Source organism: Thermobacillus xylanilyticus (assembly GCF_907165215.1).
GTDB classification, from domain to species: Bacteria; Bacillota; Bacilli; order Paenibacillales; family Paenibacillaceae; genus Thermobacillus; species Thermobacillus xylanilyticus.
This window is the reverse complement of record NZ_CAJRAY010000042.1, coordinates 1-14,170: the sequence shown is the minus strand read 5'-3', so window position 1 is coordinate 14,170 and position 14,170 is coordinate 1. Positions and strand designations below refer to the sequence as shown.

Annotated in this window: 14 protein-coding genes and 1 riboswitch; of the genes, 2 read left to right on the top strand and 12 right to left on the bottom strand. The window is 61.9% G+C overall.

Going from position 1 to position 14,170, the window contains the following annotated elements:
- Positions 1–73: 73 nt before the first annotated feature.
- Positions 74–763, bottom strand: coding sequence for a metal-dependent hydrolase (locus KJQ12_RS08910; RefSeq protein WP_213484372.1), 690 nt, complete (start codon positions 761–763; stop codon positions 74–76).
- A 192-nt stretch (positions 764–955) separates the two neighbouring features.
- Between KJQ12_RS08910 and add the strand changes: the two genes are divergently transcribed.
- Together add and KJQ12_RS08900 are read left to right on the top strand one after the other, a co-directional pair.
- Positions 956–2,011 carry an adenosine deaminase gene (add, locus tag KJQ12_RS08905; protein WP_213484371.1) on the top strand — a complete coding sequence of 352 codons (1,056 nt, stop codon included), beginning with the start codon at positions 956–958 and terminating at the stop codon, positions 2,009–2,011.
- A 104-nt stretch (positions 2,012–2,115) separates the two neighbouring features.
- Positions 2,116–2,709 (top strand): HAD family hydrolase, encoded by a 594-nt coding sequence (locus KJQ12_RS08900; protein ID WP_213484370.1) that lies wholly within the window; start codon positions 2,116–2,118, stop codon positions 2,707–2,709.
- 2 nt (positions 2,710–2,711) lie between these two features.
- On the opposite strand, the gene KJQ12_RS08895 is transcribed toward KJQ12_RS08900, so the two are convergent.
- The 11 genes from KJQ12_RS08895 to KJQ12_RS08845 all read right to left on the bottom strand — a co-directional run.
- Entirely contained in the window at positions 2,712–3,569 is an 858-nt protein-coding gene (locus KJQ12_RS08895; protein ID WP_015256667.1) for a carbohydrate ABC transporter permease, read from the bottom strand.
- Positions 3,562–4,545, bottom strand: coding sequence for a carbohydrate ABC transporter permease (locus KJQ12_RS08890; protein ID WP_213484369.1), 984 nt, complete (start codon positions 4,543–4,545; stop codon positions 3,562–3,564). The genes KJQ12_RS08895 and KJQ12_RS08890 overlap by 8 nt, the downstream gene beginning before the upstream one ends.
- Before the next feature lie 67 nt (positions 4,546–4,612).
- Positions 4,613–6,028, bottom strand: a complete 1,416-nt coding sequence (locus KJQ12_RS08885) for an ABC transporter substrate-binding protein (RefSeq protein ID WP_213484367.1) — start codon at positions 6,026–6,028, stop codon at positions 4,613–4,615.
- A gap of 209 nt (positions 6,029–6,237) precedes the next feature.
- Positions 6,238–8,349, bottom strand: coding sequence for an ABC transporter ATP-binding protein (locus tag KJQ12_RS08880; RefSeq protein ID WP_425315968.1), 2,112 nt, complete (start codon positions 8,347–8,349; stop codon positions 6,238–6,240).
- Entirely contained in the window at positions 8,346–10,127 is a 1,782-nt protein-coding gene (locus KJQ12_RS08875) for an ABC transporter ATP-binding protein (protein WP_213484364.1), read from the bottom strand. Before KJQ12_RS08875 ends, KJQ12_RS08880 begins: the two co-directional genes overlap by 4 nt.
- 365 nt (positions 10,128–10,492) lie before the next feature.
- A complete protein-coding gene (locus KJQ12_RS08870) occupies positions 10,493–10,717 on the bottom strand; it encodes a hypothetical protein (RefSeq protein WP_213484363.1) in 225 nt (74 codons plus the stop codon).
- 22 nt (positions 10,718–10,739) lie between these two features.
- A riboswitch (cyclic di-GMP riboswitch) is annotated at positions 10,740–10,867 on the bottom strand.
- Between the two features lie 183 nt (positions 10,868–11,050).
- On the bottom strand, positions 11,051–11,362 hold the full coding sequence (locus KJQ12_RS08865) for a Dabb family protein (protein WP_244860522.1): 312 nt from the start codon (positions 11,360–11,362) through the stop codon (positions 11,051–11,053).
- Between the two features lie 61 nt (positions 11,363–11,423).
- Positions 11,424–12,047, bottom strand: coding sequence for a ThuA domain-containing protein (locus KJQ12_RS08860; RefSeq protein WP_213484361.1), 624 nt, complete (start codon positions 12,045–12,047; stop codon positions 11,424–11,426).
- A gap of 36 nt (positions 12,048–12,083) precedes the next feature.
- Positions 12,084–12,797, bottom strand: a complete 714-nt coding sequence (locus tag KJQ12_RS08855; protein WP_213484359.1) for an SDR family NAD(P)-dependent oxidoreductase — start codon at positions 12,795–12,797, stop codon at positions 12,084–12,086.
- Position 12,798: 1 nt separating this feature from the next.
- On the bottom strand, positions 12,799–13,731 hold the full coding sequence (locus tag KJQ12_RS08850) for a helix-turn-helix transcriptional regulator (RefSeq protein ID WP_213484396.1): 933 nt from the start codon (positions 13,729–13,731) through the stop codon (positions 12,799–12,801).
- 166 nt (positions 13,732–13,897) lie between these two features.
- The coding region (locus KJQ12_RS08845) for a hypothetical protein (RefSeq protein WP_213484358.1) at positions 13,898–14,170 on the bottom strand (273 nt) is incomplete at its 5' end.

Sequence of the window (14,170 nt, the reverse complement as noted above, 5' to 3'; positions counted from 1 at the left end):
GGGCGTCGGGATGAGACGGCTTCCCCCTTGTGCGCCGGCGCGCCGGCGTGCGGCTTGCGATGCCGCAAGCCGCTCACAGTTCGATCGATTCGCCGGGCGCCAGCGGAATCCCTTCGATGCCGGCGGCTTTCAACCGGCCGGCGAATGCCTGCCCGTCCTGCTTGATGAGCGGGAACGTATTGTAATGGACGGGAACGACCCGGGCCGCCCGCAGCCATTCCGCGGCCGTCAGCGCATCGTCAGGCCCCATCGTGTAATTGTCGCCGATCGGCAGGAACGCAAGGTCGATCGAGTTGCGCTTTCCGATAAGCCGCATGTCGCCGAACAGCGCCGTATCGCCCGCGTGATAGACCGTTCGGCCTTCGCTCGTCAGCAGCAGGCCCGCCGGCATGCCCATATAGATGAGGCGTTGCTCTCCCGGCACTTCATAGCCGGAGCCGTGCAGCGCAGGCGTCAGTTTCACCGTGCCGAAATCGAACGCATGCGCGCCGCCGATATGCATCGGATGCGTCTTGCAGCCTTGCCACCCGGCATAGGTCGCCAGTTCGAACGGCGCGATGACGACCGCGTCGCAGCGTTTCGCGATTTCAAAGGCGTCGCCGACATGGTCGTTATGCCCGTGCGTGAGCAGCACATAGTCCGCCCGGACTTCGGAGGCGGCAACCGGCGCCGTCGGATTGCCGGTCAGGAACGGATCGATAATGAGTCTCCGGCCGGATGTTTCGACCAGAACACAACTGTGGCCATAATAGGTCAGCTTCAACTTTCCCCACCTCGGCATTACATTGTGTTAACACTTATATTTCCATTATCCGAAAATCCCGCGCGAATGTCTATGCTTGTTAAGCAAGTTGACACTGCCCCCGGCTGCCATTACGATGGGGGAAAAACAAGGCGCTGCCGGGAGACGTTCCCGCCCGGAGACCGCGCAGACAATGAGAGGAGGAAGTTCTTGATGACCAGGCCTTTGGACCTGATCGCGGCCATGCCGAAGATCGATCTCCATCTCCATCTGGACGGGTGCGTCCGGCCGGAGACGCTGATCCGCCTGGCCCGCGAGCGGAAGCGACCGCTTCCGGAGACGGAGCCGGAGCGGCTGCTGCCGTACATGCAGGCGGCGCCCGACAACGCGAACCTGACCGAGTACCTGACCAAATTTGATTTCGTGCTTCCCCATCTGCAGGATGCGGAAGCGCTCGAGCTCGCCGCCTTCGAATGCGTGCGGCAGACGGCGGACAGCGGCGGCCTGTACGTTGAGGTGCGCTTCGCCCCGATGCTGCATACCCGGGAATCCTTGAGCGCGGACGACGCCATCCGCAGCGTCATCGACGGCCTCAGGCGCGGCGAAGCCGAATGCGGCATCCCGGCGCGCGCCATCGTCATCTGCATGCGCCATCACGACGAGGCGCTGAACATCGCCGCCGTGGAGGCGGCCGCGCGTTTCGCCGGGTACGGCGTGGGCGCCGTCGACCTTGCCGGGGACGAGTCGCGCTTCCCGACATCCGCCTTCCGACGGGTGTTCGAAGCGGCCGCCGCGCTCGGCCTGCCGGTCACGATTCACGCCGGCGAAGCGGCCGGACCCGAGAGCATCCGCGAAGCCGTCGAACGGCTCGGCGCCGTTCGGATCGGCCACGGCGTCCGCGCCCAGGAGGACCCGGAGATACTCGCAATGCTCAGAGAACGCCGGATTCCGCTCGAGATGTGTCCCACGAGCAACATCCAGACGCGGGCGGTTCCCGGGTGGGACGCGTACCCGCTCCGCCGCTACGCGGCCGAAGGGCTCGTCGTCACGGCGAACACGGACAATCCGACGGTATCGGGCACGACGATCGCGGATGAGTACCGGCTGCTGCATGAGCGGCTGGGCATGGCGCCGCGGGAGATCGCGGCGCTCGTCCTGAACGCGGCGGATGCGGCCTTCCTCGAGCCGGAGGCAAAGCAGGCGCTGAAAGCGCGGGTGCTGTCCGCGCTCGCCTCCCTCGGCCTTGCCCCGGACCATAAGGGCGCATGATAACGAGAAGACCGCCCGGTAACCGGCGGTCTTGGGTCACACAAGACAGAAAGAGGCCCGACGCGGCCATTCGCATCGGGCACGACTATGGGAGATGAATCCGGATGCCCCTGAAACCCCAGCTTGTCCTTGATGCCGGCGGCGTGCTGCTGACCAACCTGGATTCGTTCTGGAAGACGCTGGCCAAGCTGGCCGGCGCGCCCTTCGATGAACTCCGCGCCCGCTACCGCCGGGAGATGCGCGGCCTGCTCTGGTCCGGCGGCATATCGGAGCCGGACTTCTGGTCCTGGCTGTCCGCCGCCTGGCCCGGCCTGGATATTGCATCGGCCCGTCAGGCGCTTCTGGACAGCATGAAGCCGCTCCCGGCGCTGAATCATCTTCAGGCATGGAGCAGCCTCGCCGATCTGCATATTCTGAGCAACCACCGCGCGGAATGGCTCCTGCCGCAGCTGGATCACCGCATCCGGCTTTTCTCCGGCATTACGATTTCAAGCGAGGCCGGCTTCTTCAAGCCGGACCCGAGAATCTACGAGACGGCAGCTGCGAAGATACCGCCCGGCGCGCCCGTCCTGTTCGTCGATGACCACCCGGACAACCTGCGCGCGGCGGAAACCTTCGGCTGGCATACGCTGCTTGCCGACGAGGCCGACAGCGGCTGGACGGAACAGGTCGAGCCGCTGCTGCGCAGGCTCGGTTGACCTTACTCCTTCACGCTGCCCAACGCCACGCCTTCGATGATGTACCGGGACAGCAGGAAGTAGATAATGAACAGCGGGATTGCCGTCAGCGACAGTCCGAGATAGATGGAACCGTACTCCGTCCGGTAAATGTCGCCGCGCAACAGGCTGACCATGATCGGAAGCGTGTATTTCTCCTTCTGTGTCAGCAGAATGAGCGGCATGAACAGGTTGTTCCAGTTCGCCACGAAGACGAAGATCGCCTGCGTCGCCACCGCCGGCATCATGATCGGCAGGATGATCCGGTTGAATGTGGCGAATTCGCCGGATCCGTCCACCCGCGCCGACTCCACGACTTCGAACGACAGCGCGCCGATCAGATATTGGCGCATGAAGAACACGATCGCCGGCGACGCAATCGCGGGCAGAATGAGCGGCAGATGGTTGTTCGTCCAGCCGAGCTTGTACATGAACTGGTAGAAACCGACCGCGCTCGCCTGCGCCGGAATCAGCATCACCAGAATAATGAACGTGAAGAACGGCTGCCGGAGCTTCCAGTTGTATGCCACGAGCCCGTATGCGGTCAGGGAGGAGAAATAGACCGCGCACAACGTCGCGCCCGCGGCGATGATGAACGAGTTCACGAACCCGGTGATCGGATCGAAGCTCTTGTCGAGCAGAATCTCCAGGTTCCTCATGAGATGCCCCGAAGGCAGAATGGCCAAGCCTTGCTGGATCTCCGACGTCGAACGCGTCGCGTTCACGAACATGATCCAGAATGGCGCGATGCTGAGCAGAGCCAGGAAGATGCAGACGATATAAATGATTGTTCGATTAATGTTCAGGGCGATGGCGTTGCTCTTCCTCAGTTGACTATGCATGCGTTACGCCCCCTTGTGACGCCGCTTTCGCCGCTTTGCGAATCCGCCGCTCTTCCCGTTTGAGACGCGCCGCGTCGCGGTCGCGCATCAGATAGAACAGGAACGCCGACAGTACGGCCGCGATCACGAACAGAATCATGCTGGCCGCGGCTGCGCGGTTGTACAGGTAGCTGCCCCTGAATGCCTGCGAATAGATGAACATCGTGGCGGTGTAGGTCGAGTTGTCCGGTTGGCCCGCCAAGAACAACTGCGGAATGTCGAACATTTGCAGACCGCCGATCATCGACGTGATCAGCGTGAACAGCATGATCGTCCGGAGGCTCGGCAGCGTAATCCGGAAGAACGTCTGGAATCCGTTCGCGCCGTCGATGGCCGCCGCCTCATAGATCGCCGGGTTGATCCCCAGCACGCCCGCGATCAGGATCAGCATCGTATGGCCGTACCACATCCAGAACTGGATGAACGCCACGATCCCCCTCGCCGTCGTCTTGTCCTGGAGAAAATTGATCGCCTCGTTCGACCAGCCGAACATTTGGTACATGCTGTTGATCGGGCCGATCGGATACGCGAACAGCGAGCTGAACAGCACGGCGATCGTGCCGGCCGTGATGATGTTCGGCATGTAGAACAGAATTTTGAACGCGCCCTGTCCCCGCAGTTTGAGCCGCTTGTTCGTGAACCAGGCGGTGAGCAGGAGCGCGAGCCCCAGTTGCGGGATGAAGTTCACGATCCAGATGAGCGCCGTATTCATGAGCGACATCCGGAACAGCTCATTTTCGAACAGCAGGTTTTTGAAGTTTTCCAGCGGATCGTCCAGAATGTGGGGCGTTTTCGGGACGACGCCTTTCATGTCGGTAAACCCGATGAATGCCGTGTACAGGATCGGATACAGCGAAAAAACCAGGAACGCCAATACGAAGGGAAGGCAGAAGAGATAGCCGTACCTGGAATAGTTGAGTTTGCTGCGCCGGCGCAAAATCGATCACCCCCCGATGATGTTAAAGGGGCGGGGGATACCCACCCGCCGCCCCGTCAAGGCGCCCTTACTCGCTGTCAATGCCCAGTTCGTCTTTGACCCGGTTCTTGAAGTCGGCAAGCGCCTGCTCACGGCTCTTGTTGCCGGCAGCGTACTCGCGGACTTGGTCGCGCCAAATGAGGTTGATCGATTCGTCATACTGCGTCAGGTTTTTGCCCGTTGCGTTGGCGTTCGCCGGCACAAACACGTCGAACATGTTCTGACCGCCGAGGATGTCGAGTTCGCCGTTCGATTTCTCCATGACGACGGAGGATGCGACGGAGTCCTTCGTGCCTTGCTCGCCTTCGACCATCGTGCCGTTCGCCCAGAAGTATTGCAGACCCGTCTCGGACGTATCCAGCGTTACCCACTTGATGAAGTCGGCGACCGCTTGCTTCTTCGCTTCGTCCTTGAGCACTTCCTTGTTGGCCAGCAGCCAGGTGCCGCCCCAGAAGAAGCCCGTCGTCGGCTCGGTGACCGCCCAGTCGCCGAAGGTGTCGCCCACATTGTCCTTCATGACATAGTTGATGAGCCATGCCGGACCGAAGAAACCGAATACCGGTTTCGGACCGCTGCCGTTCATGTCGGCGAACCAGGCTTCCTGCCAGTCGCGGGTGTCGTTGTGATAACCGTTGTCCTTCAGACGCTTGGACATGTCGAGGAATGCTTCACGCTTCGGATCAATGTGCAGTTTGCCGTCAACGATCCAGCCCTGGTCCGAGCTGTTCTCGATCGGGTGCCAGATGTCGCCGTCGCCGGAGACGATCGCATAGCCTTTCGCTTTCAGCTTCTCGGCCGCTTCGAAGAATTTGTCCCAACCCGGGCCGATCTCGTCCTTGATGACTTGCGGATCGTCTGTGCCGAAGACATCCTTAGCGATCGAGCGGCGATAGATGAACGCGCCGCCGGTTGCCTGATAGCCAAGCGCTTTCAGCACGCCGTCCTTGGAGCCGATTTCAACCGAGTACTCGGCGATGCCGGCTTCCTTCACCATGTCGTCGGTGAGACCCAGATCGGCATAAGCAGCCGCAAAATCGGACATGTCGCCTTGCGTGTACTTCAGAACGAACGCCGCTTCGGCAGCATAGATGTCCGGAGCGTCGCTGCCTCCGCCGACAATCGCCTGGTCAAGCGCCGGCTGATACGCGCCTTCCGTGGTGGCGATGATGGTCGGATTGAATTCGACGTTCTTCTCGGGGAACAGTTGAACGTACTTTTCCGCCATCTTCGGAATTTCGTCCGTAAACGACCAGAGGTTGATCTTGATCTTCTCGCCCGAGCCGGAAGATCCGCCCGAGTTGCCCGTGCTTTCCGTGTTGCTCGACGTGTTGCCGCCCGTCGACGAGTTGGAGCCGGAGTTGTTGTCCTTGTTGCTCCCCCCGCAGGCCGCCAGCAGCGATGCGAGCATGATGATCGCGGTGAGCAATGCCAGTGTTCTCTTCATCTCTACTTTCCTTCCTCCCTTTTCAATGCACATCCGTCTTGCCATGCACATGTATTGTAAACGCCATCAGTATTATAGAGCCGATGTTGTAAGCGGATAAGGATACGGCCGTTGGATATCCTCCATCTTTTTTTGTGTATGAGTTTCCGAGTTTCAGAAACAGAAAACCCCGGTCCCGCTTCATGCGGTCCCGGGGTTCCCCGTCCTCTTCACTTTGCCGGTCCGGCGCCTGCCGCGGCGCCCGCGGCGGAAGCCTCTCCCTGCTGCAGCTGATACATTTGATAATACTTGCCGCGCCGCTCCATCAGCGACTCGTGATTTCCCCGCTCCACGATGACGCCGCGGTCGAGCACGAGAATCAGATCGGCGTTCTTGATCGTCGACAAACGGTGCGCGACGATGAACGTCGTCCGCCCCTGCTTGACGACCTCGAGCGCTTCCTGGATGATCGCTTCCGTCTCCGTATCGATGTTGCTTGTCGCCTCGTCCAGGATGAGGATCGCCGGGTCGAACGCGAGCGCGCGGGCGAACGAGATCAGCTGCCGCTGTCCGGCCGACAGCGTGCTGCCCTTCTCCAGCACCGGCTCGTCGATGCCGCGCGGCAGAGCTTTCAGCACCCGGTCGCCGCCGACTTCGGCCAGCGCCTTCGCGGCCTTCTCGCGCGTGATCCGGGAATCGCCCATCGTAATGTTCGATTCGACCGTGCCGGTGAACAGGAACGGATCCTGCAGTACGATGCCCATATGCGCCCGGAGCGCCTGCCGCGGGATATCCCGCACGTCGACGCCGTCGATGGTGACGCTGCCGCTGTCCGGATCGTAGAAGCGGAAGAGCAGGTTGATGATCGAGCTTTTGCCCGAACCGGTATGGCCGACGAGCGCGACCGTCTGCCCCTGCTTCGCCTCGAACGAGATGCCTTTCAGCACCGGTTCGCCTTCCTTGTACGAGAACCAGACGTCGCGGAACGCGACATCGCCCTTATAGCGGGGAATCCGTTCATCCGACACGTCTTCGCCCGGCTCGTCGAGCAGGACGAACACCCGCTCGGCCGAGACAAGCGCCGTCTCGAGATTCGGCAACTGGTTGACGATGTTCACGATCGGGTCAAACAGCCGGTTCAGATAGTCGACGAACGCGTACAGCACGCCGAGCGACACAATCGCCTCCGGACCGGTCAGCCGCTCCGCGCCGAAATACCAGATGACCGCCACATAGGCGAAGTTCCGGATGACGCCGACCAGGTTGTAGCCGGTCAGCGAGTTCAGACTGAGCAGCTTGTTCTTGTAGACGAAGCTCCGGTGGTTGTACGCCTCGAACTCTTCCTCCACCTTCTTCTCGCGCCGGAACGCCCGGATGACGGCCATCCCCTGGATCGATTCGTTGATCCGGCCGTTGATCTCGCTCAGCGTCGCGCGGATCACGCGGTTGTACCGCCGGGCGAACCGGCCGTAGACCCAGATCCATACCGCCAGGATCGGGATGATGATCAGGCAGATCGCCGCCAGCCGCACATCCAGCAGGAACATCGCGCCGAGAATGCCGACCATGTTGACGCCGCCGGTGAAAAAGTTCGCCAGCACCGTCACGTACAGCTCGCGGATCGCCTCCGTATCGTTCGTGATGCGGGAGACGACTTTGCCGGCCGGCAGATTGTCGAAGAAGCGGACCGCCAGCCGGTTCACTTGGGCGAACACGTCGTTGCGCATTTTCAGGATGATCCGGTTCGCCGCCGCCTGCAGATAGTAGCGCTGGCCGTAAGCGAAGAACGCCGACAGCACCGTCAGCCCGAAATAGAACAGGCAAAGCCGCAGCATGCCGTCGACTTCGGGACGGTAGAACCGGTAGATCTCCTTCGCGCCGATCCGCTCGGCCGGATAGACGGCCGTCTGCCCGCCCTGTTCGATCGTGACCGTGCCGTCTTCGTTCACCGTCCGGGCGCCGTCGAACGCGACCGGCTGCGGAATGAAGTAGTATTCCCTTCCGATCTGCAGGATGCGGACTTCTCCGCCCCGCTCCTCGCCGGGAGCGAAATGGTCCGACCGTTTGTAAAGCTTGCCCCCGTATTCGGCCGTATGGGCATCCTCCGCGGACACTTCATGCCACGGCTGCTCGATGCCCGAAATATGCACGTCGATCAGCCGCTTCGCCACGAACGGGCCGGCCAGGTTGGTGGCGACGGATATGGCCAGCATGACGATGGCCAGGAGCAGCTGCCATTTGTACAGCATGGCATACCGGATCAGGCGCCTGACCGTCTCGCCCTTGCCGGCCGACGCCCGGTCGATGTCCAGATCCCGCCCGAAAATGTCTTCCGTGCTCATGCATGATCACCCGCTTCCGATCCAACCGCTTCTTCCATCCGCTGCCTTTCGTACTGTTCCTTGTACCAGCCGCCGCGCGCCAGAAGCTCCTCATGCGCGCCTTCCTCGATGATCCGTCCGTCTTCGAGCACGATGATCCAGTCCGCGTGCTGGACGGCGGACAGCCGGTGCGTGACGATGATCGTCGTCTTGCCCTGCCGCTCGCGCCGGATGTTCGCGATGATCTCCGCCTCCGTCCGCGCGTCCACCGCGGACAGCGCGTCGTCGAGCATCAGAATCTCCGGATCCCGGACGAGCGCCCGGGCGATCGCGACGCGCTGCTTCTGGCCGCCGGACAGGGCGACGCCCCGCTCGCCGACGAGCGTATCCAGGCCGTCCGGCAGGAAGGCCAGGTCTTTCTTGAACGCGGACGCCTCGATCGCGCGCTCAAGCTCCTCCTCGCCCGCGTCGTCGCGCGCGAACAGGATGTTGTCGCGCACCGAGCGCGAGAACAGGAACTGCTCCTGCGGCACGTAGCCGAACCACGACTTGAGCCGGTCGGTCGGAATCCGTTCGATCGGCACGCCGCCGATTGTGATCTCGCCTTCGCCCGGCGGATATTCGCGCAGCAGCTGCCGGATCAGCGTCGTCTTGCCGGCGCCCGTCCGCCCGACGACGCCGAGCGTTCCGCCCTGCCGCAGCACAAACGAGACGTCCCGCAGATTGTCGACCGGCGACCCCGGGTAGCGGAACGTCACGTTCCGGAAGACGATGTCGCCCGGCGTCTCCGGCGCTTCCGTCTCCATCGCCGCTTCCGCGTCCGGCACGTCCGGCACATCCGGCTTGTAATTCAGCGTCTCGTTCACCCGGTCGAGCGACGCGTTGCCGCGCTGCATGATGTTGATCATCTCGCCGACCGCGAACATCGGCCAGATCAGCATCCCGAGATAGACGTTGAAGGTGACGAGCCCGCCGATCGTCAGCTCGTTGTGGAAGACGAGGTATGCCCCGTAACCGAGGCCGATCAGATAGCTTGCGCCGACGAAAATTCGCACCGTCGGCTCGAACAGCGCCTCGATGCGCACGACATCCAGATTTTTCTTGTAGACGTCTTCCGTTACCGCTTCGAACCGGCGCTCCTGCGCCCGCTCCTGCACATAGGCGCGGATGACGCGGATGCCGGAGATCGTCTCCAGCACGCTCTCGTTCATGTCGCCGAACGCGTCCTGCGCCGCGGTGAACCGGTTGTGGATCCATCTGCCGTACACGCTGGCGAGAAAGGCCATGATCGGCAGCGGCAGCACCGCCATCAGCGTCAGCTTCCAGGAGACGAAGACAGACATCATGAAGAGCAGGAGCGCCATCCACAGCGTGGAGTCCATCAGCGTCAGCAGGCCGAAACCGGCCGTCAGGCTGACCGCGTTCAGGTCGTTCGTCGCGCGCGCCATCAGATCCCCGGTGCGATTTTTATGGAAGAACGCCGGGGTCATCTTCAGAAAATGCCGCATCAGCCTGGAGCGGAGCATCCGCTCCACGACGAACGAACCGCCGAACAGATTGTAGTGCCATTTATAGGAGGTAACATAGACGATGATCGTCAGGCCGGCAAGCGCCGCCAGCGTCATCGTCAGACTCTGCCAGGTCATGGTCCCCTGATAGATGGCGTCAATCGCATCTCCGACGATCATCGGCGGCAGCACTTCGATGATGCCGCTGACAAAAAGCAGCGTGAAGGCGATGAGGTAACGTTTGCGTTCCAGCTTGAAGAACCAGCCCAGTTTGCGCAGCACCGCCAGCATGTCTGTCTCTCCTCTCTCCGTCCTTGGATCTCGACCGCAAAAACAAAACGCACACCGCAAAAGGTGCGATGTGCTCCCAAGTTCCCGTTATGGGTACACGCCGCGCCCCTCCCGCGGCATGCGCATGTCAGCGCTTCATTCGGCAGACCGCCGGCGATGGGCCGGAGCCGGGATGAAGCGGCCGCGGGCAATATGAACCTCGCCTCCAGATGGCATAAGGAGGATATGATCCATCCGATTGCCGTTCATCGCCCGCAGCTCCTTTCCGTTGCCGTTGTGTCATCTTTATGACGTACAGTATCACGCCGTTCAACAAATTGTCAACGGATTTATCCTATATAATTGTTCTCTCCCGGTCCGTCCGGCTATACCCGGATGTCCAGCTTCGCGCCGATCATCAGCGCGGGCGGCACCGGAACCGTCTTCTTGCCCTGCTCCCCGTTCCCGGGCTGTGCCGCTTGCTGACCCGCGGCTTTCCCGGCCGCCTCCTTGTACGAGTTCGCGGCCGCCGGCCACAGCCTCCCTTTTCTGTCCTCGGTCTGGTGCGCTACGGAATTTTCGGATGTTCGCTCCGGAAAAGCGGAATCCATCCCAACGCGGCCTCCTTCCTTGTTCGGCAGCTGGCTGGCATCCGGCGCGAACCGTCCGTCCGCCCGAATTGCGGAGGTCCGGTCCATCCCGCCGATTAGCCCCTGTAGCTTTGCGTCCTTGCGCTTTCGCGCAGGTTGCCTTGATCCCAAGTAGGACTTGCGTACCTCAAGTATAGGAAACGATTACTATTCCGTCAATGATCTTCCGCGTCATCCGTCGGATTGAGCCGCGTTTCGCCAAACAAAAACCGGCTCCCTTGCCGCATACCGGGCAGGAAGGGAGCCGGTCTTCGCCAACATGCGATTGGTCCAAACGTGATGGCGCCGCACCGCTCAGACGTTCACGAAGTCGATCTCCTGGAAGCGGACGACTTCCTTCTTCCACCGCTCCTCGACGAACTTCACGTGATCCGGATGCGCGTTGTACGCATCGTAGTCGGCCTGGCTCGCGAACTCCATCGAGAAGCCGAAGTCGAAGTCCGTTTTCGGACTTGTCTGGCGCAGCACCTCGAAATTGCGCACGACCGGAATGCCGGTCAGGATGCGCCGGCCGTCTTCCAGAAACTGCTCCGTCTCGGGCGCGTCCTTCGGATATTTGAGCGTGAAAATGGCCATGTGGCGGATGGCGCCGTTCTCAAGGGTCATGCCGATCTTCCTTTCTTATAGGGGCTTCATCTGATGATCCTTTCCGTCGCCGCAGATCCGATCAGGCCAGCAAGAGCCGCAGCCGCTCCGCCAGGAACGCCTGGAACTTCGGATCGAGCAGCGCTTCGCGGGCATGGGCGGGCGTCAGGCAGCACACCTTGCCTTCCCCGTAGCCGTGTTCCCAGCCGGCCAGCGACTCGCCGTCCGCCGAGCGCGAGCGCAGGAACACGTTCGTCCTGGACTCGTCCACTTCCACAAAATAATGCTCGTCGAAAAGCGTCATCACTTCGGCACCGTCCGAAGCGCGCGTGTAGGTGACGTCGTTCATTTTCGGGTGATGCAGGAAGCGGCCGCGCAGCATGTCGACGTAGGCGCCGTCCTTGTCATAGCCGGCCATTCCCGTATGCCAGGCCAGCCAGCGGCCGCCGTCTTTCACATACCCGGCGATCGCCGCCTCGATTTCGGGCGACATCCACGGCTCGAACGGTTCCTGCGGCCCGTTCAGCGGGTTCTGTTTGAACAGGACGACCGCGTCCGGCCGCTCCTTCAGCCGATCCGCAAGCTCCCCGTGCTCCGCGAACGAGAGCGCCATGCCGCCGGCCGCTTCCGCCGCCTGCCCCAGCGCTTCCCGAATCATATCTCCTGCATGCCAATAGTCGCCGACGAGGGCGATGACCTTCTTCATTCCGATCGTTCCTCCCGGTCGCTGGATTCGGCAGACTTACCAGGGCAGCGGTTTGCCCGTGTAGTCCGTGTACGACGGCAGCGCCGTAATCTCCTGCGGCTTGAGCACCTGCGCGATGATGCCCTTCGCCGCGTCGATCGCCTCGACCGTCGCCTTGTCGTTGAACGTGCCCGACATGTAGGAGCGCACCCATCCCGGATGGAAGCACATCACCTTGATGCCATATTCCTGCAGATGGTTCTGCAGGATCGCCGACTGCATGTTGACCGCCGCCTTCGTCATGCAGTAGCCGTATTCGCGCTTCCGCCAGTTGTCGGCGATGCTGCCGGCCTCGGACGAAATATTGACGAGCCGTTTCCCTTCTCCCTTCACCAGCAGGTCGATGACGGAGTGGGTGACGCGCAGCGTGCCGAGCGTGTTGACGTTGTACATGTTCAGCATGTCGTCGAAGTACAGAGCGCCGAAGATGTCCTCCGAGCGGTCCCGGTAAATGGCCGCGTTGTTGATGAGGATGTCGAGACGGTCCGTCTCCGCCTTCACGATGTCCGCCGCCCGCTGCACCGATTCGTCGCTGCCGATGTCCAGCGGCACGATGCGCAGCTTCGGCTCCTTCTCCGCCAGTTCGCCGAGTTCGGGCCAGTCGGCGAGGTAGCTTCCCGCGAACACGCGGTACCCTTCGGCCAGCAGCACTTTCGCCAGCGCAAGGCCGAGCCCGCGGTCGCAGCCCGTCACGTAAGCCGTCTTCTCCATTTCAATTCCCGCCTCCCGTTGTGGTCGGTATCGGATCAAGCCCCGCCGCGCCGGGATTCTGAAGAAACCGCCGGCGATACTCGCGGGGCGTCACCCCTTCATTTCTCGCGAAACATGCGGTGAAATAGGCGGCCTGCCGGAAACCGACATCCTGCGCAATCCGGCCGACCGGCAGATCGGTCTGAAGCAGCAGCAGCTTCGCCTGATCGAGCCGGTATTGCAGCAGATACTCCATCGGCGAGCAGCCGAACTGCCGCTTCATGCAGCGCGCGATGTACACCGGGTGAAAATTGAGCGCCTCGCCGAGATTCTTCGCCGTCAGCCGCTCGCGGTAGTGCTTGCGCAAGTACGACGCGGCCTGATCCGCCACCACAGCCCCCGGGCGCGGCGAACGGGCGTCGGCGCCGGCGGCGAGCATCATCAGCACCTGCTGGAACAGGAGCTGCTGTTCCCAGCGCACCCAGTGCAGGTGGGAATCGCGCTCGAGCGCGACGAGCTGCCGCAGCACCTCGTACATCTTCGCCGGCTGCACCAGGCGGCTGAACTGCGGCACGCGGATCCGGAACGTCTGCATCCGGAACGTCCGGCCCGGCGCCGGCGCATCGTCCGCTCCGCCCGCGGCCTCTTCCCCGTCGTCATCCGTCAACCGCCATGAACCTGCCGTATGGAAATGCAGCCAGTAGGAAGCCGTCCGCTCCGTGCATCCGGCCGTCGGATAATGGTGCAGATCCGGCCGCAGAATGAGCGCGTGGCCTTCCGCCACTTCATATTGCCGGTCTTCCTCCCCAATATACAAGCAGCCTTGCGCGACGACAAGCAGATCGAACTCGCCGATCGCACACCGCTCGGGATGCTTCCGCCCCGGTCCGGCCAGGCTGTAGCCCGCGCGGATGTAGTGGGGAAGCGGAAGAGCGGTGAATTCGATCGCCGGCATGCGCGCCAGCCCCTTTCCGATCAGGTTGAAATTGTGATAGAAAAAGTTGACCTCCTGATACTTCCATGCCTGCAAACCGCCTATAATTCCAGAGAGCAATCCCATGTACGCGCTTTCGCAAAAAGTTGTCCGCCGGTTTTGTCCGCGATATTTTTCTCCTCCGACATTATCGCATGCGCAACGGATCAAATCCAACGGGATCGTCGTCGACCGCGGTCGATCGGCGGTTCTGATCAGAAATATCGGCGGAGAAGAGCGGTTTATCAAGGTTCATCGCGCGGATGGGATGCCGCAGGCACACCGCTGCTGTCGGCCGGCACACAAATCGAACTTCGGGGAGACGCCGCGATTGGTCGAAAGCCCGGCTGCAGACGCATGCAGCCGGGTTAGTGTAAAATCTTCGTGGGTGTAGGAATTGGAAAAAGCGGACATAGAAAAA

What these genes read in the sequence shown, in the direction of transcription:
- KJQ12_RS08870 (WP_213484363.1), bottom strand. Translation starts at nt 10,717, where the DNA reads ATGGATTCCGCTTTTCCGGAGCGAACATCCGAAAATTCCGTAGCGCAC.
- KJQ12_RS08880 (WP_425315968.1), bottom strand. Translation starts at nt 8,349, where the DNA reads ATGAGCACGGAAGACATTTTCGGGCGGGATCTGGACATCGACCGGGCG.
- KJQ12_RS08855 (WP_213484359.1), bottom strand. Translation starts at nt 12,797, where the DNA reads ATGGAGAAGACGGCTTACGTGACGGGCTGCGACCGCGGGCTCGGCCTT.
- KJQ12_RS08875 (WP_213484364.1), bottom strand. Translation starts at nt 10,127, where the DNA reads ATGCTGGCGGTGCTGCGCAAACTGGGCTGGTTCTTCAAGCTGGAACGC.
- KJQ12_RS08865 (WP_244860522.1), bottom strand. Translation starts at nt 11,362, where the DNA reads ATGACCCTTGAGAACGGCGCCATCCGCCACATGGCCATTTTCACGCTC.
- KJQ12_RS08885 (WP_213484367.1), bottom strand. Translation starts at nt 6,028, where the DNA reads ATGAAGAGAACACTGGCATTGCTCACCGCGATCATCATGCTCGCATCG.
- KJQ12_RS08895 (WP_015256667.1), bottom strand. Translation starts at nt 3,569, where the DNA reads ATGCATAGTCAACTGAGGAAGAGCAACGCCATCGCCCTGAACATTAAT.
- KJQ12_RS08860 (WP_213484361.1), bottom strand. Translation starts at nt 12,047, where the DNA reads ATGAAGAAGGTCATCGCCCTCGTCGGCGACTATTGGCATGCAGGAGAT.
- KJQ12_RS08850 (WP_213484396.1), bottom strand. Translation starts at nt 13,731, where the DNA reads ATGCCGGCGATCGAATTCACCGCTCTTCCGCTTCCCCACTACATCCGC.
- KJQ12_RS08900 (WP_213484370.1), top strand. Translation starts at nt 2,116, where the DNA reads ATGCCCCTGAAACCCCAGCTTGTCCTTGATGCCGGCGGCGTGCTGCTG.
- add (WP_213484371.1), top strand. Translation starts at nt 956, where the DNA reads ATGACCAGGCCTTTGGACCTGATCGCGGCCATGCCGAAGATCGATCTC.